20 protein-coding genes are annotated in these 24,273 nt (G+C 67.2%); 6 read left to right on the forward strand and 14 right to left on the reverse strand.

The genetic code is table 11. The features are described 5' to 3' along the window. Window positions 1-7: 7 nt before the first annotated feature. Genes ACSQ3M_RS16185 through ACSQ3M_RS16215 form a run of 7 tightly spaced genes read right to left on the reverse strand, consistent with a single transcriptional unit; the run spans window position 8 to window position 7,632 of the window. The gene (locus ACSQ3M_RS16185; protein ID WP_436151105.1) at window positions 8-1,033 is read right to left on the reverse strand and encodes an SIS domain-containing protein; all 1,026 of its coding nucleotides are present in this window, start codon (window positions 1,031-1,033) and stop codon (window positions 8-10) included. Continuing rightward, entirely contained in the window at window positions 1,026-1,985 is a 960-nt protein-coding gene (locus ACSQ3M_RS16190; protein ID WP_436151106.1) for a carbohydrate kinase family protein, read from the reverse strand. The genes ACSQ3M_RS16185 and ACSQ3M_RS16190 overlap by 8 nt, the downstream gene beginning before the upstream one ends. Next, window positions 1,982-3,049: an ABC transporter ATP-binding protein gene (locus tag ACSQ3M_RS16195; protein WP_436151107.1), complete on the reverse strand. Its 1,068-nt coding sequence runs from the start codon at window positions 3,047-3,049 to the stop codon at window positions 1,982-1,984. The genes ACSQ3M_RS16190 and ACSQ3M_RS16195 overlap by 4 nt, the downstream gene beginning before the upstream one ends. Continuing rightward, window positions 3,049-4,566 carry an argininosuccinate lyase gene (locus ACSQ3M_RS16200; protein WP_436151108.1) on the reverse strand — a complete coding sequence of 506 codons (1,518 nt, stop codon included), beginning with the start codon at window positions 4,564-4,566 and terminating at the stop codon, window positions 3,049-3,051. Before ACSQ3M_RS16200 ends, ACSQ3M_RS16195 begins: the two co-directional genes overlap by 1 nt. Window positions 4,567-4,571: 5 nt before the next feature. Continuing rightward, on the reverse strand, window positions 4,572-5,408 hold the full coding sequence (locus tag ACSQ3M_RS16205) for a carbohydrate ABC transporter permease (RefSeq protein ID WP_436098121.1): 837 nt from the start codon (window positions 5,406-5,408) through the stop codon (window positions 4,572-4,574). After that, window positions 5,408-6,334, reverse strand: a complete 927-nt coding sequence (locus ACSQ3M_RS16210; protein ID WP_436151109.1) for a carbohydrate ABC transporter permease — start codon at window positions 6,332-6,334, stop codon at window positions 5,408-5,410. The genes ACSQ3M_RS16205 and ACSQ3M_RS16210 overlap by 1 nt, the downstream gene beginning before the upstream one ends. Before the next feature lie 38 nt (window positions 6,335-6,372). Then, the gene (locus tag ACSQ3M_RS16215) at window positions 6,373-7,632 is read right to left on the reverse strand and encodes an extracellular solute-binding protein (RefSeq protein WP_436151110.1); all 1,260 of its coding nucleotides are present in this window, start codon (window positions 7,630-7,632) and stop codon (window positions 6,373-6,375) included. 168 nt (window positions 7,633-7,800) lie between these two features. On the opposite strand from ACSQ3M_RS16215, the gene ACSQ3M_RS16220 reads away from it, so the two are divergent. From ACSQ3M_RS16220 to ACSQ3M_RS16240, 5 genes are all read left to right on the forward strand, one after another. Continuing rightward, on the forward strand, window positions 7,801-9,051 hold the full coding sequence (locus ACSQ3M_RS16220) for an ROK family protein (protein ID WP_436151111.1): 1,251 nt from the start codon (window positions 7,801-7,803) through the stop codon (window positions 9,049-9,051). Between the two features lie 182 nt (window positions 9,052-9,233). After that, window positions 9,234-10,070 carry an endonuclease/exonuclease/phosphatase family protein gene (locus ACSQ3M_RS16225; protein ID WP_436151112.1) on the forward strand — a complete coding sequence of 279 codons (837 nt, stop codon included), beginning with the start codon at window positions 9,234-9,236 and terminating at the stop codon, window positions 10,068-10,070. Window positions 10,071-10,140: 70 nt separating this feature from the next. Next, window positions 10,141-10,815 carry a MarR family winged helix-turn-helix transcriptional regulator gene (locus tag ACSQ3M_RS16230; protein WP_436151113.1) on the forward strand — a complete coding sequence of 225 codons (675 nt, stop codon included), beginning with the start codon at window positions 10,141-10,143 and terminating at the stop codon, window positions 10,813-10,815. 19 nt (window positions 10,816-10,834) lie between these two features. Next, on the forward strand, window positions 10,835-11,554 hold the full coding sequence (locus tag ACSQ3M_RS16235) for a hypothetical protein (RefSeq protein ID WP_436151114.1): 720 nt from the start codon (window positions 10,835-10,837) through the stop codon (window positions 11,552-11,554). Between the two features lie 254 nt (window positions 11,555-11,808). Beyond that, the gene (locus ACSQ3M_RS16240; RefSeq protein WP_436151115.1) at window positions 11,809-13,407 is read left to right on the forward strand and encodes a gamma-glutamyltransferase; all 1,599 of its coding nucleotides are present in this window, start codon (window positions 11,809-11,811) and stop codon (window positions 13,405-13,407) included. A 263-nt stretch (window positions 13,408-13,670) separates the two neighbouring features. Here the strand turns inward: ACSQ3M_RS16240 and ACSQ3M_RS16245 are convergent, their stop codons facing one another. The 6 genes from ACSQ3M_RS16245 to ACSQ3M_RS16270 form a co-directional block, all read right to left on the reverse strand. Then, window positions 13,671-15,257, reverse strand: coding sequence for an ABC transporter substrate-binding protein (locus ACSQ3M_RS16245; RefSeq protein WP_436151116.1), 1,587 nt, complete (start codon window positions 15,255-15,257; stop codon window positions 13,671-13,673). A gap of 86 nt (window positions 15,258-15,343) precedes the next feature. Next, window positions 15,344-16,837 carry an amidase gene (locus tag ACSQ3M_RS16250; RefSeq protein WP_436151117.1) on the reverse strand — a complete coding sequence of 498 codons (1,494 nt, stop codon included), beginning with the start codon at window positions 16,835-16,837 and terminating at the stop codon, window positions 15,344-15,346. Window positions 16,838-16,948: 111 nt separating this feature from the next. After that, entirely contained in the window at window positions 16,949-18,346 is a 1,398-nt protein-coding gene (gene lpdA, locus ACSQ3M_RS16255) for a dihydrolipoyl dehydrogenase (RefSeq protein WP_436151118.1), read from the reverse strand. A gap of 15 nt (window positions 18,347-18,361) precedes the next feature. After that, on the reverse strand, window positions 18,362-19,675 hold the full coding sequence (locus ACSQ3M_RS16260) for a dihydrolipoamide acetyltransferase family protein (RefSeq protein ID WP_436151119.1): 1,314 nt from the start codon (window positions 19,673-19,675) through the stop codon (window positions 18,362-18,364). Further along, window positions 19,675-20,691 carry an alpha-ketoacid dehydrogenase subunit beta gene (locus ACSQ3M_RS16265; protein ID WP_436151120.1) on the reverse strand — a complete coding sequence of 339 codons (1,017 nt, stop codon included), beginning with the start codon at window positions 20,689-20,691 and terminating at the stop codon, window positions 19,675-19,677. The genes ACSQ3M_RS16260 and ACSQ3M_RS16265 overlap by 1 nt, the downstream gene beginning before the upstream one ends. A 4-nt stretch (window positions 20,692-20,695) precedes the next feature. Beyond that, window positions 20,696-21,928 (reverse strand): 3-methyl-2-oxobutanoate dehydrogenase (2-methylpropanoyl-transferring) subunit alpha, encoded by a 1,233-nt coding sequence (locus tag ACSQ3M_RS16270; RefSeq protein ID WP_436098108.1) that lies wholly within the window; start codon window positions 21,926-21,928, stop codon window positions 20,696-20,698. A 209-nt stretch (window positions 21,929-22,137) separates the two neighbouring features. Here ACSQ3M_RS16270 and ACSQ3M_RS16275 point away from each other — a divergent pair, with 209 nt between their 5' ends. Then, window positions 22,138-22,638: an Lrp/AsnC family transcriptional regulator gene (locus ACSQ3M_RS16275; RefSeq protein WP_436151121.1), complete on the forward strand. Its 501-nt coding sequence runs from the start codon at window positions 22,138-22,140 to the stop codon at window positions 22,636-22,638. Between the two features lie 6 nt (window positions 22,639-22,644). On the opposite strand, the gene ggt is transcribed toward ACSQ3M_RS16275, so the two are convergent. Next, window positions 22,645-24,258, reverse strand: coding sequence for a gamma-glutamyltransferase (ggt, locus tag ACSQ3M_RS16280; protein ID WP_436151122.1), 1,614 nt, complete (start codon window positions 24,256-24,258; stop codon window positions 22,645-22,647). Between the last annotated feature and the right edge of the window lie 15 nt (window positions 24,259-24,273).

The following is a 24,273-nucleotide window of genomic DNA, read 5'->3' on the forward strand; positions in this document are numbered from 1 at the left end:
GACAGGCTCACACCGTCCGCGTCACCTTGGAGAGGTGAGGCGGACGGTCGGGGTCGAGGCCGCGGCTCTCAGCCAGCGCTGCGACAGCGCCGTAGAAGGCGCGAACCTGCGCCAGCGGCAGCAAGGCGGCTGGCAGGCCTGGCGGCAGCGGCAGGGTTTCTCCAGGGCCGGTGCCGCCACCGGCATAGCGGAGATCGGCGCCGAGGCTCGTGAAGGCCGTAGCTGCGGCGCGCACGCTCTCGCTGCCCTCGTCGCCTGGGTCGAGCGCCAGCGCCGGGAAGCCAGGGCCGACCAGCGCCAGCGGGCCGTGCAGCACCTCGGCGGCGCTGAAGGCCTCGGCATGGATGCGGCAGGTCTCCTTGAACTTGAGCGCGATCTCCTGGGCAATGCCGAAGGAGAGGCCGCGACCGATCACATAGAGACTGCGCGCCTCGCGCCAAGACAGCAGGGCCGGCTTCCAGTCGCAACGTCCGGCGGCGTCGAGCGCCTCGGGGGCCAGTGTCAGGGCGGTGGATAAGGCTTCGTCCCGTGCCCATTCCGCCGTCAGATGCAGGAAAGCGAGGCAAGTGGCGAGGAAGCTCTTGGTCGCGGCGACGCTGCGCTCGGGGCCCGCCCGCAGCGGCACGAGCATATCGACCATGCCGGCGAGGGGCGACGTCTCATCGTTGACGAAGCCGACCACGAATGCCCCGGCCCGCTTCGCCGCCTCTGTCAACAGCAGCGCATCGGGGCTGCGCCCGGACTGCGAGACGGCGATGAACAGAGCGCGAGAGAGGTCGAGTTCGCCGCCATAGACCGAGGCGAGGCTCGGCCCCAGCGAGGCGACGGGCAGGCCGAGCGCGCGCTCGATCAGGTATTTGCCATAGGTCGCGGCATGGTCGGAGGAACCGCGGGCGCAGGTGGCGACGAAAGCCGGCCGCTTGATGCGCAGGCGTTCGACGAGATCGGCGACGATCGCGCCGTTCTCCATGAATTGCCGGCGCGCGACAGCAGCGGCTTCCGCCGCCTCGCAAGTGAGCAGGGCTTCAGCCATGGCGGCGCAAGGGCCCTTCGAGCAATTGATCGGCGATGAGAGCGACCTGGCGCGGGTCCAGCTTGCGGCCGGCGCCGCCGACACTCTGGACCGAAAGCGTACCACAGGCGATGCCTTCGGCGAGGGCGCGCTCAGGCATCCTCCCGGCGAGCCAGGCGGCGAGGAAGCCGGCGTTGAAGGCGTCACCCGCGCCGGTGGTGTCGAGCACGGCCTGGCACGGCGCGGCGGGAAGCGTAAGGCACTCGTTGCCCTGATAGAGGCGGGCGCCGGCTCCGCCATCCTTGATTGCCACCAACGAAAAATGCCGGGCGAGCCGCCGTCCTGCTTCGTCGAGATCGTCACAGGCCGCAATCGTGCGGGCTTCGGACGCATTCGGCAGGAAGACATCGACGCCGGTGCAGCGCGCGACGAGATCGGGCGAGCGGATCAGCGTGTCGTCCCAGCTCGGATCGAGCGAGACGGTGAGGCCATGATGCCTGGCGTCGGTCACCAGAGGCGGGATCTCGGCTAGCGTCGCGAATTCGGCGATATGGAGGTGGCAGGCGCGGACATCGCCGAGTGCAGCGGGAAGCGTCGCGGGACGAGCCGAGCCAGCGCGGCGGGAGAGGAAGGCGCGCTCGCCGTCCTGCACCATGGCGACGGTGAGTTGAGGCCCGGCATCGACGGCACGCTCCAGAAAGTTAAGATCGACGCCACTGCCTTCGAGCGCCGGCAGGAGCGATTGCGAGAACGGGTCTTCGCCAAGGCGCGCCAGCAAAGCGGCAGCGCGGCCGAGCCCGACGAGATGCGCGGCGGTGATGAAGCCGCCGCCACCCGGCACGACCGCGACCTCATCGGCGAAGCGCTCCTCGCCAAGGCGCGGCATCGCATCCAGCCCGCGGAAAACGAGATCGCAATAGAGCCGGCCGGTGCTCAGGACCAGGCCGTCCGGCCGAGATAGCCGGGACGTCACAAGGCGCGCTCGCTCTTGGCGTCGAACAGGCGCAGCGCCGAGGCCGAGGCGCCGAGCCTGACGGCGCTGCCAACGGCAGGCGGGTGCTTGGCCGAAGCCGAGGCGAGCAGCAGCCCGCCTTCAGCCTCGACATGGACGAAAGTCTCCGGGCCGAGCGGCTCGACGACCACGACCGTGCCGGAGAGCACGAGGTCGGCGCCTTCGCCTTGCTCCAGGACGCGCAGCTCCTGCGGTCGGACGCCGACGAGGACATCGGCCGGCAGTGCGCTGGGCCATCCAAGCGGGGTTTCACCGAGCTGCAGCATGCTGCGCCCGGCTTCAGCGGTCGCCTTTGCCGGCACGACGTTCATGGTCGGCGAGCCGATGAAGCGGGCGGTGAAGACGTCGGCCGGCTTCTCGTAGAGCTCCATCGGCGCGCCGACCTGGAGGATATGGCCGTCGCGCATCACCACGATCCGGTCAGCCAGCGTCATCGCCTCGACCTGGTCATGGGTGACGAAGACGATGGTGGTCCCGAGCCGCTGGTGCAGGCGCTTGATCTCGAGCCGCATCTGCGCGCGCAACTGCGCGTCGAGATTGGAGAGCGGCTCGTCGAAGAGGAAGACGGCGGGGTCGCGCACCATGGCGCGGCCGATGGCGACACGCTGGCGCTGGCCGCCCGAAAGCGCCGAAGGGCGGCGTTCCAGCAGCAGCGTCAGGCCGAGTACCTCGGCAACCTCTTCGACGCGCTTGCGCTTTTTCGCCTTGTCGAGCCCGGAGGTGTAGAGGCCGAAGGCGATGTTCTCGGCGACGCTCATATGCGGGTAGATCGCGTAGTTCTGGAACACCATCGCGATGTTCCGCTCTTTCGGCTCGAGCCGGTTCACGACCTGGCCGCCGATCGAGATCGTGCCGTCGTTGATGTCCTCGAGCCCGGCAATCATGCGCAAGGTCGTCGACTTGCCGCAGCCGGAGGGGCCGACGAAGACGACGAACTCGCCATCCTCGATCGTCAGGTCGATGCCGTGCACGACCTGCGTCGCGCCATAGCGCTTGACCAGCTTGTCGATCGCGATCCCGGCCATCAGGCGGCTCCTGCAAGGGCGGTGAAAGCGGCGTCGAGCTCGTCGCGTGCGGCCCGCTCGCGCTTCGCGGTGGCTGCGGCGACATCTTCGGCTGCGGCGAGCTCGGTGCGGTAGCCGGCGAGCGCTGCGCCCAGCGCCTTCGGGCCCGGGCCGCCGAAGCGCTCGCGCAGGGCGACGAAGTTCTCGGGCGAGACGGCGGTGGTGAAATCCTCGCGGCTGAGATTTGGCTCGCGGCCGGCGGTGTGGCGGAAGGCTTCGGCGAACGGTTCGTAGCCATCGCGCGGCAGGTCGCCATCGCGAGCGACGACGGCGCGCGCCACCGCCGAGGCGACCTCATGGGCGGCGCGGAAGGAAAGGTTCTCCTTGCGCACCAGGGTGTCGGCGAGCTCGGTGATGGTGATGCAGGAGCGGCGGATGGTCTCAGCGACGCGGCGGCTGTCGACCGAGAGCGCTGGCAGCAGGGCCGCGAGCAGATCGAGCACGCGCCCGCCGCTCTCGAAGCTCTGGTAGCCGGCTTCCTGGGTCTCACCCTCAGAGTCGTTCATGTCGGTGAACGGCGTGTTGTGGACGACGTCGCGCACGAGCCGGGCGCGACTCACCGTCTGCGAGGCAAGATGGCGCAGATGCTCGATCGGCACCGGATTGCGCTTCTGCGGCATGATCGAGGAGATCTGCACGAAAGCGTTGGGCACATAGATCTGGCCGACCTCGAAGGCAGTCCAGAACTGCAGGTCCTGGATCAGCCGGCCGAGATGCAGGAAGACCAGCTCGACCGCGCTGAAGACGCCGGTGACGTAATCGACTGCGGCGATGCAGCCATAGGAATTCTGCAGGGGCGCCTTGAAGCCGAGCAGATGGGCGGTGCGGTGGCGGTCGAGCGGGAAGCCCGAGGTGGTGATCGCTGCGGCCCCTAACGGGCAGAGATCGAGAAGTTCGCGTGCCTGCACCAGGCGCCGGTGGTCGCGCAGCATCACCTCGATCGCAGCTGAGAGATAATGCCCGAGCGTCGAGGGCTGGGCCGGCTGGCCATGGGTATAGGCGACGATCAATGTCGCCTTTTCGCGTTCGGCCAGTGTCAACGCGGCGGCGATCAAGGCGCGCAGGCGGGTGGCGAGCTTGTCGAGCCGGGGCTTCAGCGCCAGCTTGAACAGAGTGTGCTCGATATCGTTGCGCGAGCGGCCGGTATGCAAACGGCCATTGTCGTCGGCTTTCAGGCGCTTGCGCAGCTCGGCCTCGACCAAGAAGAAATAATCCTCGACCTCGCCGGTATAGGTCAGCGTCGCCGGGTCGATCTCGCGCTCGATCTCGATCAGGGCGCGGGCGATCTCGGCCGCGGTGGCGCGCGGGAGGATGCCGGTCTCGGCCAGCATGACGAGATGGGCGCGATCGACGGCGCGGAAGCCCTCGACATGATGGGTCTTCACCGCGTCGAAGAGCGGGCGCAGCACCGTCTCCTTGTAGACCGGATCGGGGAAGACGGAACTGTCGCTGGTGCGCGGATCGGTGTGGGCGGTCATCGCAACTATCCCTTGAGCCCGGCGAGCACGACGCCGCGGACGATGTAGCGCTGGAGCAGCAGGAAGACGGCGAGCGTCGGGATCGTCGCCAGCGCCGCGCCGGTCATGATCAGCTCCCACTGGATCTGGGATTCGACCGCGAAGGAGGCGAGCCCGACGGGGAGCGTGTAGAGTTCCTTGCTGGTGGTGACGATCAGCGGCCAGATGAAGGCCGTCCAGTTGCTGAGGAAGGTGAAGATCGCGAGCGCCGACAGCGCCGGCGTCACCAGCGGCAAGGCGATGCGCCAGAAGATCGCGAACTCGTTGAGGCCGTCGACGCGCGCCGCCTCGAGGAAGTCGTTGGGCACCGTCTCGAAGAACTGCTTCATCAGGAAGGTGCCGAAGGCCGTCATCATGCCCGGGAACATGATGCCCCAGTAGCTGTCGAGCCAGCCGAAGTTCTTGGCCATGACGTACCAGGGGATGACCAGCATCTCGGTCGGGATCATCAGCGTCGACAGGATCGCGAGGAAGACGAGATAGCGGCCGCGGAACTGGAACTTGGCCAGGGTGTAGCCGACCAGACTGTCGAAGAAGACGTTCGACAGGGTGACGATGGTGGCGATCGCCAGCGAGTTCCAGAACCAGCGCAGGAAGCGCCCGTCCGAGAGCACGGTCTTGTAGTTGTCGAGCGTCGGCGCAGCCGGGATCAGCCGGAGATCGTAGATATCGGCTGAATCCTTCAGCGAGGTCGAGAACATGAAGAGCAGCGGCGTCAGCATCAGGAGGCCGCCGGCGAGCAGCAGCAGCCAGACGAGGACGCGGCCGGGCGCGAAGCGGTGCATGAGAGAGGAGCCGGTCATCAGCGATCCCTCAGCAGGCGCAGCTGCAGCAGCGAAACGCAGAGCAGGACGAGGAAGAGCACGACGGTCTGCGCCGCCGCATAGCCCATGTCGAAAGAGGAGAATGCGGTCTGATAGATCATCAGCACCAGCGGCTTGGTCGCGTTGAGCGGGCCGCCGGGATCGCCGCTGGTCATGTTGTAGACTTGGTCGAAGATGCGCAGGAAGCCGATCGAGGAGAAGACGACGAGGAAGATGATCGTCGGCTTGAGCAGGGGCAGCGTGATCTTGCGCAGGATGGCGAAGTCGGAGACGCCGTCGATGCGGGCCGCCTCGTAATAGGTCGTCGGAATGGCGCGCAGGCCGGCGAGGAAGATCACCACCTGGAAGCCGAGGCCGGCCCAGATCGCCGGGGCCAGCACGGCTGGCAGCGCCTGCGTCGTCGAGCGCAGGAAGGGCTGCTGGGAGAAGCCGAAGGAAGAGATGACGTCGTTGATCAGGCCGATCGGCACCGGCTGGTAGAACCAGCGCCAGACCCAGGCCATCGCCGCCGCTGTGGTCAGGAACGGCAGGAAATAGAGCGCCCGGATGAAGCTGTGCATGAAGCGGACGCGGTCGAGATGATAGGCGATGGTGAAGGCGAGGAAGAGGCTGACCGGCGTGCCGATGATCAGGTAGAGGAAGGTGTTGCGGAACACCTGCCAGAACACCGGATCGGCCATCAGCCGCTTGAAGTTCGCCAGCCCAACAAAGGACGGCGAGTTCATCAGATTCCAGTTCGTGGTCGAGATCACGAAGGCTTCGACCGTCGGGTAGAAGCGGATCAGCCCGTAGAACAGGATTGGCACGGCCAGGAAGGCCCAGGCCCAGACCACCTGCTTCTGCTGCAGGCTGAGGCCCTGCCAGAGGCGCCCGCCGGAGCGGGCGACTTGGGTGTTGGCGGTCATGGCGCGTCCTGCCGTGCTGGGGCTTCAGGCAGCCGCGATCACTTCTTGTAGAAGCGGTCGAGGATCGCCTGCTCGGCCTTGGCGGATTCGGCCAGCGAGGCCTTGGCGTCCTGGTTCTGGATGAACACCCGGTTGGCCATGTCGAGCCCGACCTGGCGCTGCGCCAGCTCGTCGACGAAGACCGTCGCCTGCGAATAGTTCAATGCCTTCAGGAACGGGCCGTAGATCGGATGGCTAAGGTTCTTCTCGGTCTCGGCCGCGGCCTTGCGGGCGGGAAGCTCGCCGACCATGTCGAGCCAGACCTGCATCGCCTCCGGCGAGGTGGTGAAGGCCATGAACTTCTTGGCAGCTTCGAGCTTGGCGCCGGTCGGCTTGCCGGTGATGGCGTTGACCCAGTAGCTGGCGAAGTTCGAGCGCTTGCCGTCGGCGCTCGCCGGCAGCTCGGTCACGCCCCATTCGAAGTTCTTGATGCCGCCGAAGGCGCCGAGGCGGAAGGAGCCGTCGACCGTCATCGCGGCGCGGCCGGCGCGGAAGGCGGCCTGGCCCTCGTCCATGAAGCCGGCCTGGCCGACCTTGTGAACGCGCTGCAGGTCGGCATACCAGTTCAGCGCCTTGGCGCCGGCCTCGCTGTCATAGGCGACGGTCTTGTTGTCGTCGGAATAGGGCTTGCCGCCCATCTGGCGCAGCAGCACCTCACGCCACCAGTGCAGGTCCTGGCCGGGCATGTCGATCACGGCGCCGGCCGAGAGCATGTTGCCGGAGGCGTCGCGCTTTACCGTCTTCTTGGCGGCTTCGAGGTACTCGTCGAGGGTCTGCGGCGGCTTGTTCGGGTCGAGCCCGGCCTCCTGGAACAGCTTCTTGTTGTAGAACAGCGCCAGCGTGCGGACCGCGGTCGGCAGGCCGTAATACTCGCCGTCGCGCTTCATCGTCTGGACGATCGGATAGAATTCCTTCTCGATCACATCGTGCGGGAAGGCGTCGCGCGGCAGCGGCTGGATGAATTTGGCGCCGACGAAATTATCGAGCCAGCCATAATAGAGCTGGACCACGTCCGGCCCCTGGCCGGCGGGAACGGCGGCGGCGATCTTGGTCTGGTAGTCGGCATAGGGGAAGGTCGTGTGCTTGACCTTGATGCCGGGATTGGCGGCCTCGAAGCGTTTGATCAGCTCGTTCATCGCCTTGATGCGGGCGTCGAACACATATTGCCAGTACTCGATCTCGACCGCCTGGGCGCGGGCGCCGGCAATGGCGCCGACCGACATCAACACACCCAAAACCAGTCCGCGAAAGCCGCGCATGATCTGCCCTCCCCATCTCGTTGCGACGTCCGCCCGCATGCTCGCTCCCGGCTGCTGGACGTTCGGACCATATGCTTTCCCGCCGCCTCTTGACTGTCAATAGATTAATTCACTTGAGTTTGATTAATGGCCGTCGCAGCTTGTGCAGACAGGACGGGCCGACCCACAATGCCGCACCGCAAGCCTCCAGCCGCGCAGAGCGTCGCCCTCGGCGCCAATCCCGAACGAGGACGCCGGCATAACCGACGCGTCGTGCTCGAGACATTGCGGCAGCATGGCCGGCTCGGCCGTTCCGACATCGCCAATCTGACGCGGCTGACGGCGCAGGCGGTCTCGAACATCGTCGCCGAATTGCTGGAAGAGGGCTTCCTGATCGAGTTGGGGCGTCGGCGTACGGCGCGCGGCCAGCCGCCGGTCGAGTTCGCCCTCAACGCCGATGGCGGGGTGACCGCCGGCATGGAAATCGCCGCCGATCACATCACCACCGTGCTGGTCGATCTCACCGGCGAGGTCAGGGCGCAGCGCGTCGTGCCGTTGCCGGATATTTCGGTCGACGCAGTGCAGGCGCTGGCGGCGGCAGAGCTCAAGCGGGCGCGGGCAACGAGAGGCCTGCCGGAGCGCCTGCTCGGCTGCGGGGTGGTGATGCCCGGCCCATTCGATTTCGAGGGGACGATCACTGTCGGTTCGACGGCGCTGCCTGGCTGGACGGGGCGCGACGTGACGGCGTTGATGAGCGCCGCGCTGGCGACCTCCGTGACCGTCGAGAACGATGCGACGGCGGCGGCCGTCGGCGAGCATCTCTATGGTATCGGCCGCAACCTCCGGCATTTCTGCCTGGTCTATTTCGGCCTCGGGCTCGGCCTCGGGCTGATGCTCGGCGGCGAGCCTTATCGCGGCGCCTTCGGCAATGCCGGCGAACTCGGTCATGTTCCGGTGGTGCCGCAGGGGCTGCCTTGCGTCTGCGGTCGGCAGGGCTGCCTTGAAAGCTATGTCTCGCCCTCGGCCCTGCAGGAAACGCTGCGCCAAGCCGGGATCACTCAGGTCGATGCGGCCAGCATCGCCGGACTTCACGCCGAAGGACATCCGGCCCTGCTCGGCTGGATCGCTCAGGCTGGGTCACTGCTCGCACCGGTGCTCGCCATGCTGGAGAACCTGTTCGATCCGGAGACGATCATCCTGGGAGGTGCGTTGCCGGACAGCGTCATCGATGCGCTGATCGCAACAGCCGAGCCGTTGCCGCTATCCGTCGCCAGGCGCGATGGGCGAGCCATTCCGCGCCTCCAACGCGGCACGACTGGTCAGCTCACGGCGGCGCTCGGCGCTGCGGCACTGCCCTTGCTCGATGCGATAGCGCCGAGGCTGGTGCGGAACGCCGCCATGGCCGAGCCTGCCGTACCGAGTACCGCTGCTGCGTCATAGGCGGCCGACCGCGATGTCGCAGACGTGACGAGCTGCAGGCTGCGCCGGTCCGGTTTTTCCGCTAACGCTCAGTCAGGCGAGTCGTTTGCCCGGGGCCGATCGAACCGTTGCGCCTTTCGGGAATTGATCTTGGCAAGGCTCTTGCTAACGAGCCAGGGCGAACGATTGGAGATGCCGGCTCGATGCTAGAGTTCGAAGGGCGCGGCCTGCGCCGGATCCGGGCGCTGCGCCCACCGCAGATGTCGAGCTGGACGCGCGAGACCGTCGGACAGCAGGCGCTTGCAAGCGCACCGCCGGCCGCGGAACTGAGGATCGCCTCCTACAACATCCATAAGGCGGTGGGGCGTGACCGCCGTTTCGACCCGGATCGGATCATCGAGGTGCTCCGGCAGATTGATGCCGATGTGGTGGCGTTGCAGGAGGCCGACCAACGCTTCGGTGAGCGCTCCGGCCTGCTCGACCTCGTTCGCCTCGAGCGCCGCACGGGGCTGAAGCCGGTGCCGGTGCAGAGCGCCTGGCAGGGGCATGGCTGGCACGGCAATGTCGTGCTCTTCCGTGATGGGGCGGTTACCGCGACGCGGCAGCTCGTCCTGCCCGGCGTCGAGCCGCGCGGCGCACTGATCGCCGATCTGACCATCGCCCGCGCGCCGATCCGCGTGGTCGCGGCCCATCTCGGCCTGTTGCGCCGTTCGCGCTCGCGCCAGGTCGAGACGTTGATCGCCGCTTCCAAGCCGACCGATGGACGGCCGATCTTCCTGATGGGCGACCTGAACGAGTGGCGGATCGGCAAAAAATCGACGCTGCATGGATTGGCGCCTAAATTCGGGCCGCTGCAGGCCGCGATCCCGAGCTTTCCCTCGCGTTTCCCGATCTGGGCGCTCGACCGCATCGTCGCCTACCCGGCCGAGACCATCACCCAGGTTGAGTTGCACGACACAGCCTTGTCGCGGCTGGCCTCCGACCACCTGCCGATCAAGGCGGTGGTGCACCTGCCGGGCGAGGACCGCCAGGCGCATTGAGACGCCTTTGCAGCGAACGGGGTGCGCGAGCTTGCTTGACAATATTATATAGGAATCCTATTCAAATGACATGACCCCCTTCGATGCCAACTCCGAGCCCCTGCCACGCCGTCTTCGCGACGGATTGGAGCGGCTGGCGAGCGTGCTTAAGGCCGATCAATGGTCGGCGGCCAATGCGGTCGGCCTCAATCCGACACAGGCCCATGTCCTGGCCTTTCTTGCCGGCCGCGGCGAAGCGGGATTGCGGGTCAAGGCGATCGCCGAGCATCTCGGCGTGACGCAGCCGACCGCGACGGATTCGATCGCGGCGCTGGAGCGCAAGGGGCTGGTCGCCAAAGGGCCCGACGCCAGCGATGCGCGGGCCGTCGCGGTGAAGGTGACGCAGGCCGGGCGCGACGCGGTCAAGGCGATCGGGCTCTCGACGATGGCGACGGATACGGCGCTCGCCCGCCTGTCCGCTGCCGAGCAGGCCGATCTGCTGCTGCTCGTAGTCAAGCTGATCCGCTCGCTGCAACTCGCCGGCGCGCTGCCAGAGCAGCGCACCTGTGTGACCTGCCGCCATTTCCGGCCGAACGCCCATCCCGGCGCCGACGCGCCGCATCATTGCGTCTTCGTGAACGCCGCTTTCGGGACCCGGCATCTCCGGCTCGATTGCGGCGAGCATGAAACCGCGGAGCCGTCCGCCCAGGCTGCCACCTGGCGGGCTTTCACCGAGGCTTCCGCGCCCCTCCAGACGAACCGCTAGGCAGGAAGGAACTTAGATCATGAAGAGTTTTGGGCTGCGGGGCATCGGCCTCGCCGCAACGGTCGTGCTCGGCCTGATCGGCGCGGCCGGGGCACATGAGATCAAGAGCGCCAGCAACGCCGCGGTGCAGGCGTCATTCGACATTGTCGAGACGACGATCACCACCGATCACGGCCATGCCGTCTTCCGCAGCCGCCTGCGTGGCGACGCGGGGGTAGCCAAGCCTGCGGCGACCGGAAATTTCGCCGGCTCCGAGGTCTACGCCTATGTCTGGCCGACCTCGCTCAACAGCGCCGAGGTTGGCTTCGACAAGGGCCAGGGCATCGTCGCCCTCGCCGTCACCTTCCACCCCGATTTCGACGACGGCGCCAAGGGCGCGAAGAACCGTGATGTCTGGCATCCGCACTGGGTCGTGCTGGCCGAAGACAAGGCCTGCGGCGGCGGGCTGAAAGTGCGCGACATTCCGGCAGGGGCGAAGCCGCGTCTCCCCGAGACCTGGCCTGGCGTGCCGCTCTTGATCGACAGCCCTGCCTACAAGACCGCACTCGCCGGCAGCACGGTCGAGGTCCATGTCCCGCTCGACAAGCTCGGCGCGCTGAAAGCCGCCTCCTTCGACGGCGTCACCGCGGGCCTGCGTGTCAACGCCAACCTGCACGCGCCGCTTCTCTGCGTCGCCAATGTTTTCAAGGTCGCCTCGGGCAATCTCAGCCTGCCCGGCAAGGTCGCGCCGGCGAAGTGACGCTGGCAGATATCCGCCGGTGAATCCGGCCGGATGGGCGGCGCGCCGACTGCCATCGACGCACCGCCCGGATTTCCCCCTCCAGACGATAGAGAAGGAGCGGGAAGCCTCGCACGGAACGGCTCGGTCGATCCAGCAGGACGACGCAGCCGGGATCGACGCGCGGCGCGGAGCCGTTCCGCATCGCGGGGCGATGACCTTTCCGGACATGCGTGCCACGATGCCGGTCGCCATCATCCTAGACCGAGACCGTCATGCCCACAGCCGCGCCGCACCGTGCCTATCGCACCCAGAACTGGAGCCTGACCAAGCCGTCGGCGCGGGGGCGCAATGGCGTCGTCGTCTCGCAGAACCACGAGGCGGCTGCAGCTGGCGCGGCGATCCTCGAAGCCGGCGGCAACGCGGCGGATGCAGCGGTCGCGGCCGCCTTTGCGCTGGCTGCGGTCGAGCCCTGGAACAGCGGGCTCGGCGGCATTGGCTTCGGTGTCGTGCTGAAGGCCGGCGAGAGCAGGGCGCAGGTTGTCGATTTCGGCCCGGTCGCGCCACGCCGCGCCGATCCGGCCGATTATCCGCTGACCGGCGAGATGAAGCTCGACCTGTTCGCCTGGCCGGGTGTGGTCGACGATCGCAACATCCATGGCCCGCTCTCCTTCTGCATTCCGTCCTCGGTCGCCGGCTACGCCAAGCTGAAAGAGGCGTTCGGGACCAGCATGCCTGTCTCCGAACTGCTCCAACCCGCGATCGCATTGGCCCGCCGGGGGTTGGCACAGGACTGGTATACGACGCTGAAGATCGCCTCCTCGGCCTCGGTGCTGCGACTCTACGAGGAGAGTGCCCGCATCTACCTGCCTGACGGCTTGCCGCCGGTGCCGCCCTATCAGGGCGTGCCCGGTTTCAGGAAACTCGGCAATCTCGGCGCGACGCTGGAGCATCTCGCCAAGGCCGGGCTCGACGATTTCTATCGCGGCGACCTCGCCGCGCGGCTGGCAGCCGACGTCGCCGGTGCCGGCGGGGTGGTCGATGCGCAGGATCTGGCGGATTGCCGGGCGACCGTCCGCGAGGCGCCGATGATCGACTGGCGCGGCACGCATCGCATCCACACGGCCGGCGGTTTGACGGCGGCGCCGACCTTGCAGGCGGTGATCGAGGGCATGGCTTCAAGCCCGCCGCCGGACGGAGGACCGGACTCGGCCTGGTTCGCCAGGCTCTCGCAAGTGATACGCGAGGCCTATGCCAGCCGGCTCGAAGGGCTCGGCGCGGCGCAAGCTGCGAAGGAGTCGGCCGAGACCTGCACCACGCATCTCACCGTGGTCGATGGCGAGGGCACGATCGTTTCGCTGACGACGACGCTGCTATCGTCGATGGGCAGCCGTTTCGTCCTGCCCGAGACCGGCGTGCTGATGAACAACGGCATGATGTGGTTCGACCCGCGTCCGGGCAGCGCCAATGCGATCGCCCCTGGCGCGCGCCCGCTCTGCAATATGTGCCCGGTCGTGGTGACCCCGGCCGATGGCGGCTTTCCGCGTTACGGCGCCGGCGCCTCGGGCGGGCGGCGCATCCTCGCCAGCGTCTACCAGATGCTGGCCTTCACCCTCGACAGCGGCATGAGCCTGGAGGATGCCGCGCACCAGCCACGCATCGATGTCTCTGGGCCGGATGGCACCAGCGCCGACGCCCGCCTGCCGGAAGGTACACTCGATGCGCTGGCCGCAGCTGGCCCGTTGACGGTCGTCGAGCACGGCGTGCTGCCGCTCAACTTCGCCTGCCCGAACATGGTGCGGGCCGGGCAAAGCGAGCAGGAGGGCATCAGCGACGCGGCTTCGCCCTGGTCGGCGGCGGTGGCGGCGTCGTAAGGCTCGTCATGCGGAGCCGCTCTTTCCTTCTCCCCTTGCGGGAGAAGGTGGCCCGCAAGGGCCGGATGAGGGGTCGCGCAGGACTTCCCGTCATGCTCGTCCTTGTGGCGAGCATCCACGTCTTGGACACCGTACTCGATCATGAAAGGCGTGGATGGTCGGGACGAGCCCGACCATGACGAGGAAGCGTCGCGCGACCCCTCACCCTAGCCCTCTCCCGCAAGGGGAGAGGGGATCTGTTGCGCCTGTTCGCTAGCGGTGCTTCACACCCGCTTCAGCCCCCACGGATAAGGCGCCGAGCCCGGCAGCATGCCGGTCAGGCCCTTGCGGTAGGCCGTCTTGATGACGAACTGGCCGAGCGGGATCGTGGCGCATTCCTCCAGCGCCAGCCGGCCGAGCGTCACCGCCGCCTGCTTCTGTTTGGCCTCGTCCGGTGCATAGAGCCACTCTTCCGCCAGTTCCTCCGCCTTGGCGTTGGTCCACCAACCGAACCAGCCCTTCTCGCCCGGGCCGCGCACGATATTGGACAGAGCGGGGTTGCCCCAGCCGACCGCCGCGCCGGTGGTGTGGAAGATGCTCCAGCCACCCTTCTCGACCGGCTCGCGGCTGTTGCGGCGCTGGATCACGGTGCCCCAGTCGCTCGCCATCATCTCGACATTCATGCCGATTGATTTGAGCAGCTCGTAGGTGACGTCGCCGAGAGGGCCGATATCGGGGAAGTCGGTCGGGTTGATGATGACGACCTTCTCGCCCTTGTAGCCGGACTCCTTCAGCGCCGCCTTGGCCTTGTCGACGCTCTGCGGCATCAGGTCCTCGAGCTCGCCGGTGTAGTAGGGCGTGCCGCGCCACCACAGGTTCCGGCAGATCTGCCAGCTCGTGGTGTCGTCGCCCTGGGAGGCGCGCATATAGTCTTCCTGGTTGACCGCGAGGCGGACTGCGGCGCGCACCTTCGGATTGTTGAAGGGCGGCTGGAGATGGTTCAGCCGCATGATCGAGCCGCGGCCATTCTTGTCGATGACCTCGCGCGTGATGTCGGGGCTCTTCGCGAGCAAGGGCTGGAGGTCGGCGAGCGGGCGCTCCCACCAGTCGATCTCGCCTTTGGTCAGCGCGGCGGCGGCGGTCGCCGGATCGGGCAGGATCGGCCATTCGATGCGCTTGAAGTGCGCGACCTTGCCGCCGGCATTGCGGCTCGGCGGTTCGCTGCGCGGCTTGTAGGCCTCGTTCTTCTCATAGACGACGCGGCTGCCGGAGACGTATTCGCTGGCCACGAACTTGTACGGACCGGAGCCGACCATCTCCGTCACCTGCTTGGTCGCATCGGTCTTGGCCAGGCGTTCCGGCATGATGAAGGGCGGGTTGTCGGCCTTGGCCATGCAGTCGAGCATCATCGGGAAGGGTCGGGTCAGCTTGATCTCGATGGTGCGCTCATCCGGGGCGCCCCAGGCTTCGACCGCCTTGATCAGGAGCTGGCCGTAAGGGTCGCGCTGGCACCAGCGCTTCAGGCTCTCGATGCAGTCGGCCGACCGGACCGGCTGGCCGTCATGGAAGGCGAGGCCCTCGCGCAGCTTGATCTTCCAGGTCTTGCCGTCGGCCGAGATCTCGTGGCCCTCGGCCATTTGCGGCTGCGGCTTCAGGTTGAGATCGCCGCCATAGAGCGTGTCGTAGACGTAGTAGCCGTGATTGTTGGTGACGGTCGCAGTCGTCCAGATCGGATCGAGCGAGGTGAGATTGGCTTGAGGCGCCATCTTGAGCACGCTCGCGCTAGGTGCTTGCGCCAAGGCCTCCCGGGCAAGCGTTGGAGCGAACAGGGCGGCAGCTGCCGTGCCCTGCAGGAACTGACGGCGCTTCATATGGTCTCTCCCCTTTTATGATTGGATAGTACGGCTACAAACCCTGCTCGTCCTGCTGTCGTGGCTTGGAAAACTGCATGCTTCGCCTAGTCGAAGCCGAGGAAATTCGGGCTGTCCTTGAGCTTCGGGGCTTTCTTGAGCCCGGCGATATCCGGCACAGGGCGCGCCGTCAGCGGATCGCCCGCCAAGAGTGACTCGAGCGCGGCGGCAACAGCAAGCACCTTGGCGTCTCCGCCGCGCGGGCCGACGATCTGCAGGCCGAAGGGCAGGCCGTTGCGATCGAGCCCGACCGGCAGCGAGATCGCGGGATGGCCGACGATCGTCACCGCATAAGCCATGGCGAGCCAGTGGAAGTAAGTTCGCGTCGGCTTGCCGTCGATCTCGGCCGGATAGAGCTCCGACCAGGGCCGCGGCGAGAGCGTCATCGCGGGTGAGAGGATGACGTCGTAGCGTTCGAAGAAGCGCTGCCACTCATGGTAGAGCACCGTCTGCTGCTTGAGGGCGCGGGTAATGTCGAGCGCACCATAGCGCAGGCCTTCCTCGACATTGGCGCGGACATTGGGGCCGACCTGGTCGGGCGTGTCGCGTACCCGCTCATATTGCCCGGCGAGGAAGTTGACGGCGCGCAGCACCTCGAAGCTCTCATCGGTGCCGGCGCAATTGGGCGTCGCCTCATCCGCACGGCCGAAGACCTTGCTGAAACGCCCAATTTTGTCGGCAAAGACCTCGCGGATGTGCTTCTCGGTCGGGGCGAAGCCGAAATCCGGGGTGAGGGCCACCTTGAGCGAAGCGAGATCGCAGTGGTCCGGCCGGGCGAAGTCTTCGGGCCGCCTGACCTGCTTGCCATGGATCGTGGTCGCCAGCGGATCGACGCCGTCGTCGCTCACCATGGTGGAGAGCAGCAGGCAGAGATCTGGCACAGTGCGCGCCATCGGGCCGAGCACCGAAAGCGGATTCCAGCCGAGCGCGCGCTTGTCGCTGGGCACCAGCCCCGGCGACGGGCGGAAGCCGACGATGCCGTTGAAGGCGGCCGGGTTGCGCAGCGAGCCGCCAGTGTCCGAGCCGGTGGCGATCGGCACCATATTGGTCGCGAGCGCGACGCCCGAGCCACCGGAGGAACCGGCGGCCGAGCGCGAGGGATCGAACGGGTTGCCGGTGACGCCGTAGACGGCGTTGCGGGTATTGGCGCCGGCGCCCCATTCGGGCGTGTTGGTCTTGCCGACAATGACGGCGCCGGCCTTGCGCACGGAAGCGACGATGCCCTGGTCCTTTGTCGGGACATGCTCGGCGAAGAGCGGGCTGCCATAGGTGGTGCGCAGGCCCGCGACGTCCTCGAGATCCTTGATGCCGATCGGCAGGCCGTGCAGCGCCGGCAGGTCGTCGCCGCGCATGGTGGCCGCGTCGGCCGCCTTAGCGGTGGCGCGGGCTCGCTCGTCGTCGCGCGCCACCATGGCGTTGACGGCTGGGTCGACGGCGTCGATCCGGGCGAGGCAACTTTCGAGCAGTTCGGTCGCCGAGAGCTTCTTCTCGCCGATCAGGCGGCGGGCGGTGACGGCATTAAGATCGCAGGGTTCGGTCACGGCAGAAAGCTCCGGCAGTCAGCGCGGGCCGTCGCGGCCCGCGCTGCCAGTCGAAGCGGCCTCAGCCGCTACGTCAACCCTCGCCGGGTTGAGTCCCGGCCTGCGTTCGCCTCAGATGTGCAGTGCGTGACCAAGCGCTTTGAGCGCCGATTCCTGGAAGGCCTCGCCCAAGGTCGGATGGGCGTGGATGGTGCCGGCGATGTCCTCCAACCTTGCCCCCATCTCGATGGCGAGGCCGAAGGCGGCAGAAAGCTCCGAGACGCCCTGCCCGACGGCCTGGATGCCGAGGACGAGGTGGTTGTCGGCCCGGGCGACGACACGGACGAAGCCGGCCTCGCCATGGCGGGTCATGGCGCGGCCATTGGCCTGGAAGGGGAACTGGCCGACCTTGGTCTCGAAGCCGGCGTTCTTGGCTTCTGCCGGCGAGAGGCCGGCCGAGACGATCTCGGGATCGGTGAAGCAGATCGCCGGGATCGCGGCCTTGTCCCAGATTCGCGGCTCGCCGGCGACGATCTCTGCGACCATCTCGCCCTGCGCCATGGCGCGATGCGCCAGCATCGGCTCGCCGGTGACGTCGCCGATGGCGTAGATGCCGCGCATCGAGGTCTCGCAGCGCTCGCCGATGCGGATGAAGCGGCCGTCCATATCAAGCACCAGCTCATCGAGGCCGAGCTTGCTTGTCGCAGGCGCGCGGCCGACCGTGACCAGGATCTTGTCGGCCGGCAGCTCGTGCTCCTTGCCGTCGGCGGTCTCTATCCGCAGGCCATCCCCCTTGGCGGTCGGGCCAAGCGCCTTCGCGCCGAGCAGGACCTCGACGCCGAGCGCTGACAGGCTCTTGGCGACGGGCGTGGTCAATTCGGCATCGTAGAGCGGCAGGATCTTGTCCTGCGCCTCGACCACGGTGACCTTGCTGCCGAGCTTGGCGAAGGCAGTGCCGAGCTCGAGCCCGATATAGCCGCCGCCGACCACGACGAGGCGCTTCGGCAATTCGGTCAGCGCCAGCGCGCCGGTCGAGGAGATGACGTTGCCGCCGAAGGGCAGGAAGGGCAATTCGACCGGAAGGGAGCCGGTCGCGATCACGATCGTCTCGGCCTTGATCACCTTCGGACCGGTCTCGGTCTCGACCGCGACGGTCTTGCCGTCGCGGAAACGGGCCTGGCCATGGACGATCTTGACCTTGGCCTTGCGCAAGAGACCGGCGACGCCATTGTTGAGGCGCTGGACGATGCCGTCCTTCCAGGCGACGGCCTGCTTCAGGTCGAGTTTCGGCTCGGCCGCCGTCAGGCCGAACGGCGTCTTGCCGGCGGCGGCATGGGCGGCCTTTTCGAACTCCTCGGCGACATGGATCATCGCCTTGGAGGGGATGCAGCCGACATTGAGGCAGCTGCCGCCGAGCTTGCCGCTCTCGACGATGACTGTGTCGATGCCGAGCTGGCCGGCGCGGATGGCGCAGACATAGCCGCCCGGACCGGCGCCGATGACGAGCAGCTTACAGGTGATCTCGGTCATGTCGCGCGTCCCGGCTCAGATATCGACGAACAAGGTCGCCGGCGTCTCCAGCAGTTCCTTCAGCCGCTGCACGAAGACGGCGGCGTCCCAACCGTCGATGACACGGTGGTCGAAGCTGGAGGAGAGGTTCATCATCTTGCGCGGCACGAAGGTCGTGCCGTCCCAGACGGGTCTGACCGCCATCTTGTTGACGCCGACGATTGCGACCTCGGGGTGGTTGATCACCGGTGTGGTGGCGATGCCCCCCAATGCGCCGAGCGAGGTGATGGTGATGGTCGAGCCGGTGAGCTCGTCGCGGGTCGCACTGCCGTCGCGGGCACGCTCGGCGAGGCGGGAGAGCTCGATGGCGCAGCCCCAGAGGTCGCGCGCCTCGGCATGCTTGACCACCGGCACCATCAAGCCGGAGGGAGCCTGCGTCGCGATGCCGATATGGATGCCGGCATGCTGGTGGACGATGCCGGCCTCGTCGTCATAGAGCGCGTTGAGGCTGGGCTGCTCGCCGAGCGCCTTGACCATGGCCCGCATCAGGAAGGGCAGCAGCGTCAGCTTCGGCCGCTCGGCCGTCGGCTTCTTGTTGAGCGCTGCGCGCAAATCTTCCAGTGCCGAAACATCGACCTCCTCGACGATGGTGATGTGCGGGATGCGCGACTTCGACAGCGCCATCTTCTCGGCGATGCGGCGGCGCAGGCCGACGACCTTGACGTCGGTGACCGCAGTCTTCGGCGCGAGCCTGCCCGCGACCGGGGCCTCCGGGCCGCGCTGGATGAAGGCGTCGATATCTTCGTGAGTGATCCGGCCGGCCGGGCCCGAGCCCTGGACCTGGCGCAGGTCGACACCGGCCTCGCGCGCCTTCAGGCGGACGGCGGGTGATGCCAGCGGCTTCTCGCCGACGGGGCGGCGTTGGGCGGGCGTGGCGAGGATCGGCGCTGGGCGCGCCGAGGCCGCAGCCGGCTTCGGGGTCGGCATTGGCTTGGGGGCAGGCTCCGATATGGGCGCGGGCTCCGGCGTTGCCGCAACAGCCGGCTTTGCCTTCGGTGCTTCGGCCGGTGTCTCGATCTCCGCCGGTTCCTCGGCAGCGCCGCTACCACCGGCGACCTTGAGCTTGACCAGCGCCGAGCCGATCGCGACGGTGTCGCCGATCTCGGCGCCGACCCAGGTGACCTCACCCTCGACCGGCGAGGGAATCTCGACGGTCGCCTTGTCGGTCATCACGGCGGCGAGTAGATCGTCCTCCCGGACGATGTCGCCGACCTTGACGTGCCACTCGACCAGCTCCGCCTCGGCGATGCCCTCGCCAACATCGGGCAGCTTGATGATGCGCTCGGCCATCAGCGGCTCTCCATGATCTCGCGCAGCGCGGCGCCGACGCGGCCGGGGCCGGGGAAATAGGCCCATTCCTGGGCATGCGGATAGGGCGTGTCCCAGCCGGTGACGCGCACGACCGGCGCCTCCAGATGGTAGAAGCAGTGCTGCTGCACCAGCGCGGCCAGCTCCGCACCGAACCCTGAGGTCAGCGTCGCTTCGTGCAGGACGATGCAGCGGCCGGTCTTCGAGACGGAGTCGATGATCGCGTCGAGATCGAGCGGCACCAGGGTGCGCAGGTCGATGATCTCGGCGTCGATGCCGGTCTCCTCGGTGGCCGCCTGCGCGACATGGACCATGGTGCCGTAGGTGACGATGGTGACGGCCGAGCCCTCGCGGCGGATCGCGGCCTTGCCGAGCGGGATCGTGTAATGGCCCTCGTCGACCTCGCCGAGCTCATGCTTCGACCAGGGCGTGACCGGGCGGTCGTGATGACCGTCGAAAGGCCCGTTATAGAGCCGCTTCGGTTCGAGGAAGATCACCGGATCGGGATCCTCGATCGCGGCGATCAGCAGGCCCTTGGCATCGCGCGGATTGGACGGCACCACCGTCTTCAGGCCGGCGACATGGGTGAACAGGGCTTCCGGGCTCTGGCTATGGGTCTGGCCGCCGAAGATGCCGCCGCCGGTCGGCATGCGGATCACCAGCGGGCAGGTGAAGTCGCCGGCCGAGCGGTAACGCAGGCGGGCGGCTTCCGAGACGATCTGGTCATAGGCCGGGTACATGTAGTCGGCGAACTGGATCTCGACGCAAGGTCGGAGGCCATAGGCCGCCATGCCGACCGCGGTGCCGACGATGCCGAGCTCGCTGATCGGGGCATCGAAGCAGCGGTTGACGCCGTATTTCTGCTGGAGGCCGTGGGTGCAGCGGAAGACGCCGCCGAAGAAGCCGACATCCTCGCCAAAGACGACGACGTTGTCGTCGCGGCCCATCGAGACGTCGAGGGCCGAGCGGATCGCCTCGATCATGGTCATGCGGGCCATGGCGTCAGACTCCGATCTGCTGGCGCTGGCGGCGCAGATGCGGCGGCAGCTCGGCATAGACGTCTTCGAACATGTCGCGCGAGGAGGGCTTGCCGCCGGCGTGCAGCGTGCCGAAGCTTTCCGCTTCCTTCTGCGCGGCGATCACGGTCGCGAGGATCTCGGCCTCGGTCTGCTTGTGACGCTCCTCCGACCAGGCGCCGATCCCGATCAGGTGCTGCTTCAGCCGGACGACCGGGTCGCCGAGCGGCCAGTCGTCGGATTCGTGCTTGGGCCGGTAGGCGGAAGGATCGTCAGAAGTCGAATGGGCGCCGGCACGATAGGTGACGTACTCGACCAGCGTCGGTCCGAGATTGCGGCGGGCGCGCTCGATCGCCCATTGCGCCACGGCATAGGTCGCAAGGTAGTCATTGCCGTCGACGCGCAAGGCCGGGATGCCGAAGCCGAGGCCGCGGGCGGCGAAGGTGCCGGAGCCGCCGCGCGCGATGCCCTGGAAGGTCGAGATCGCCCACTGGTTGTTGACGACGTTGAGGACGACGGGCGCCTTGTAGGTCGAGGCGAAGACGAGCGCCGCGTGGAAATCCGATTCCGCCGTCGAGCCGTCGCCGACCCAGGCGGCGGCGATCTTGTTGTCGCCCTTGATCGCCGAGGCCATCGCCCAGCCGACGGCCTGGACGTATTGGGTGGTGAGGTTGCCCGAGATCGAGAAGAAGCCGTTCTCCTTGGAGGAGTACATCACCGGCAATTGCCGGCCCTTCATCGGATCGCGCTCGTTCGAGTAGATCTGGCACATCATCTCGACGAGCGGGTAGTCATGCGCGATCAAGAGCCCGGCCTGGCGATAGGTCGGGAAGTTCATGTCGCCCTTGCCGAGTGCGATGCGGAAGGCGCAGCTCACGGCCTCCTCGCCGGTGTGCTGCATATAGAACGAGGTCTTGCCCTGGCGCTGGGCCATCTGCATGCGCGCATCGAAGGCGCGCAACGTCAGCATGTGGCGGAGGCCCCGGATCAGGTCGTCCTTGGAGAGATCGGGCACCCAGGGACCGACCGCCTCGCCCTCGCGATCGAGCACGCGGATGATTGAATAGGCGAGGTCGCGGATCTCGCGGGGATCGACATCGACCGGCGGGCGCTGCACCGAGCCGGCCTTGGGGATCACGACATGCGAGAAATCGGGCTTCTCGCCGGGGCGGCTGGCCGGGACGGGAACATGGAACCGAAGCGGTGAGGGGTCTGTCATGTCCGCGCTCCCTAGGCTCTGTTCGACCCAGCATTCCGCCATGCGGTCCCCGCCGCAAGGCACGTTTGCGGGGGCGCCTGTCGAACCGCCGTCGTTATTCGGGCATGTTAGGGTGGTGCATCGTCGATTTCTTGCCGAAGTAGCCTTGAGATTCGGTCATGATCAGAGGATTATTCTGCAATCTTGGCATTTGGCGGAAAATTTAATCGATGGCAGTCAAAGCGCGGCGCGGCGAGGAAATCGACCAGATAGACCGGCGCATCCTCTCGGCGCTGAACGAGGACGGCCGGCTGACGATCAATGCGCTGGCCGAAAAGGTCGGCCTCTCACCCTCGCCATGCTGGACGCGGGTGAAGCGGCTCGAGGAGAGCGGTGCGATCGAGAAATACGTCGCGGTGCTCAATCACCGTGCGCTCGGGCTCGACAATGTCGTCTTCATCGAGATCACGCTCGACAAGCATGACGACAAGCTGCTCGACAGCTTCGGCGAGGCGCTGGCGCGGATTCCCGAGGTGGTCGAGGCCTATCTCGTCACCGGCGAATACGACTACCTGGTCAAGGCCGTGGTCAGCGGCACCGAGCATTATGAGCGCTTCCTGCGCGAGAAGATCTACCGCCTGCCGGGGATGCGGCAATCACGCACGACCTTCGGCCTGCGCGCGCTGAAACGGGCGATCTCGGTCGACCCGCTGCAGATCGCGCCGGTGTGAGCGGAGTTACGCCGGCACCGAGATCGCCATGCCGTCGCGCTGCGGGTCGGCGCCGCCGGTCGCGAGCCCGTCTTTGATCTTGACGCCGTGGAGCGCGGCGAAGGGGTAGCTCTGGGCCGAGCGCTTGACGTCGTAGCCGGTGGACTTGAGTTCGGCCTCGACGCTGCGGCGGATGCGGTTGCTGATGTCGATGGAATTCGAGACGCCCATGACGCGCGGCGCCGCCACCGCCTCCAGCATCGACATCTCGAAATCGATGACGTTGCTGATGCCTTGCGCCATCGCCGGGGCGATATAGCTGCCGCCCGGCGCGCCCATGACGATGAAGGGCTTGTCGTCCTTGAAGACGATCGTCGGTGCGGCCGACGATGAACGGCGCTTGCCGGGCGCGATCGACCCGGCGCGGCCGGGGCGCGGGTCGAAGCGGCTCATCGTGCCGTTGTAGATGAAGCCGAGGCCCTCGGTGATCGCGCCGGACGGGCTGCCGAGCGTATGGGTCAGCGCGACCGCGTTGCCGTGGCGGTCGACCACCGTGACATGGGTGGTCTCCCGCGACGATGAGCGTTCCAGCCGCTTCACATCGGCCCGCTCGCCGCGGCGGATGCTCTCGGCCTGCTCCGCCGCATGCTCCTTCGAGATCAGGTGCTCGACCGGGACGTCGACATAAGCGGGGTCGCCCATGAACTGGTCCTTGTCGATGGTCATGCGCTTCATCGCCTCGGCCAGCAGCCGGACATGCTCCGCGCCGCCATGGCTGAGCGCGCCGATGTCGAAGGCCTCCAACATGTGCAGGATCTGCAGCATCGACATGCCGCTCGCGGGAGGTGGCGAGGTCGAGATGCGGTGGCCGCGATAGGAGCCCCAGATCGGCTTGGCGACGGAGAGCTCGTAGCGGGCGAGGTCCTCGCGTGAGATCAGCCCACCATGCCTGGCGAAGTCGGCGGCGATCTCCTCGGCCAGTTCGCCATGGTAGAACAGGTCGGCACCGCCTTTCGCCAGCCGCTCCAGCGTGTTGGCCATGTCGGCGTTGACGATAATGTCGCCGGGGCGCTTGGCGCTGCCGTCGGGGCGGAAATAGAGCTTCTTGCCGGTTTCGCTGTAGCGCAGCTTGTCTGATGTGTTGACCTGGCCGGCGCCGCTCTGATCCTGCGACCAGAACCAGTGCATATGCGGGCGCACCAGCACGCCCTCGCGTGCCTGTTTGATCGCCGGAGCGATGACATCGGCCCAGTCCATCGTGCCGAAGCGCGAGAGCACGTGGTCATAGCCCTTGACGCTGCCCGGCGTGCAGACGGCGAGGTGGCCGAACTCGCTGATGCCGCCTTCGAGCAGGAAGGCGAAGCCGTCGCGCGACTGGCCCTGCAATTTGTCGAGCCACATGTCCGGCTTCGCCGCATAGGAGGCGCGGGCATAGAACTCGACGATCTCATGGACGCCCTTGCCGGGCATGTAGAGCTGCATCGAGCCGAAGCCGCCGATGCCGGACATCAGCGGATCGACCACGCCCTGCATGAAGGCACAGGCGATCGCCGCATCGATCGCATTGCCGCCGCGCTCCAGCACGGCGGCGCCAGCCTCCACGGCCTCCGGCTGCGGGGCGACGATCATTCCGTTCTTCATGGGCAAGGTCTCATT

It is taken from the genome of Allobosea sp. LjRoot90 (assembly GCF_964254315.1).
Classification (GTDB): domain Bacteria; phylum Pseudomonadota; class Alphaproteobacteria; order Rhizobiales; family Beijerinckiaceae; genus Allobosea.

Bases quoted from the DNA above. Each gene is read 5' to 3' on its own strand.
- ACSQ3M_RS16185 (WP_436151105.1), bottom strand. From the start codon at position 1,033: ATGGCTGAAGCCCTGCTCACTTGCGAGGCGGCGGAAGCCGCTGCTGTC.
- ACSQ3M_RS16195 (WP_436151107.1), bottom strand. From the start codon at position 3,049: ATGGCCGGGATCGCGATCGACAAGCTGGTCAAGCGCTATGGCGCGACG.
- ACSQ3M_RS16200 (WP_436151108.1), bottom strand. From the start codon at position 4,566: ATGACCGCCCACACCGATCCGCGCACCAGCGACAGTTCCGTCTTCCCC.
- ACSQ3M_RS16205 (WP_436098121.1), bottom strand. From the start codon at position 5,408: ATGACCGGCTCCTCTCTCATGCACCGCTTCGCGCCCGGCCGCGTCCTC.
- ACSQ3M_RS16210 (WP_436151109.1), bottom strand. From the start codon at position 6,334: ATGACCGCCAACACCCAAGTCGCCCGCTCCGGCGGGCGCCTCTGGCAG.
- ACSQ3M_RS16215 (WP_436151110.1), bottom strand. From the start codon at position 7,632: ATGCGCGGCTTTCGCGGACTGGTTTTGGGTGTGTTGATGTCGGTCGGC.
- ACSQ3M_RS16220 (WP_436151111.1), top strand. From the start codon at position 7,801: ATGCCGCACCGCAAGCCTCCAGCCGCGCAGAGCGTCGCCCTCGGCGCC.
- ACSQ3M_RS16225 (WP_436151112.1), top strand. From the start codon at position 9,234: ATGCTAGAGTTCGAAGGGCGCGGCCTGCGCCGGATCCGGGCGCTGCGC.
- ACSQ3M_RS16230 (WP_436151113.1), top strand. From the start codon at position 10,141: ATGACCCCCTTCGATGCCAACTCCGAGCCCCTGCCACGCCGTCTTCGC.
- ACSQ3M_RS16235 (WP_436151114.1), top strand. From the start codon at position 10,835: ATGAAGAGTTTTGGGCTGCGGGGCATCGGCCTCGCCGCAACGGTCGTG.
- ACSQ3M_RS16240 (WP_436151115.1), top strand. From the start codon at position 11,809: ATGCCCACAGCCGCGCCGCACCGTGCCTATCGCACCCAGAACTGGAGC.
- ACSQ3M_RS16245 (WP_436151116.1), bottom strand. From the start codon at position 15,257: ATGAAGCGCCGTCAGTTCCTGCAGGGCACGGCAGCTGCCGCCCTGTTC.
- lpdA (WP_436151118.1), bottom strand. From the start codon at position 18,346: ATGACCGAGATCACCTGTAAGCTGCTCGTCATCGGCGCCGGTCCGGGC.
- ACSQ3M_RS16260 (WP_436151119.1), bottom strand. From the start codon at position 19,675: ATGGCCGAGCGCATCATCAAGCTGCCCGATGTTGGCGAGGGCATCGCC.
- ACSQ3M_RS16265 (WP_436151120.1), bottom strand. From the start codon at position 20,691: ATGGCCCGCATGACCATGATCGAGGCGATCCGCTCGGCCCTCGACGTC.
- ACSQ3M_RS16270 (WP_436098108.1), bottom strand. From the start codon at position 21,928: ATGACAGACCCCTCACCGCTTCGGTTCCATGTTCCCGTCCCGGCCAGC.
- ACSQ3M_RS16275 (WP_436151121.1), top strand. From the start codon at position 22,138: ATGGCAGTCAAAGCGCGGCGCGGCGAGGAAATCGACCAGATAGACCGG.
- ggt (WP_436151122.1), bottom strand. From the start codon at position 24,258: ATGAAGAACGGAATGATCGTCGCCCCGCAGCCGGAGGCCGTGGAGGCT.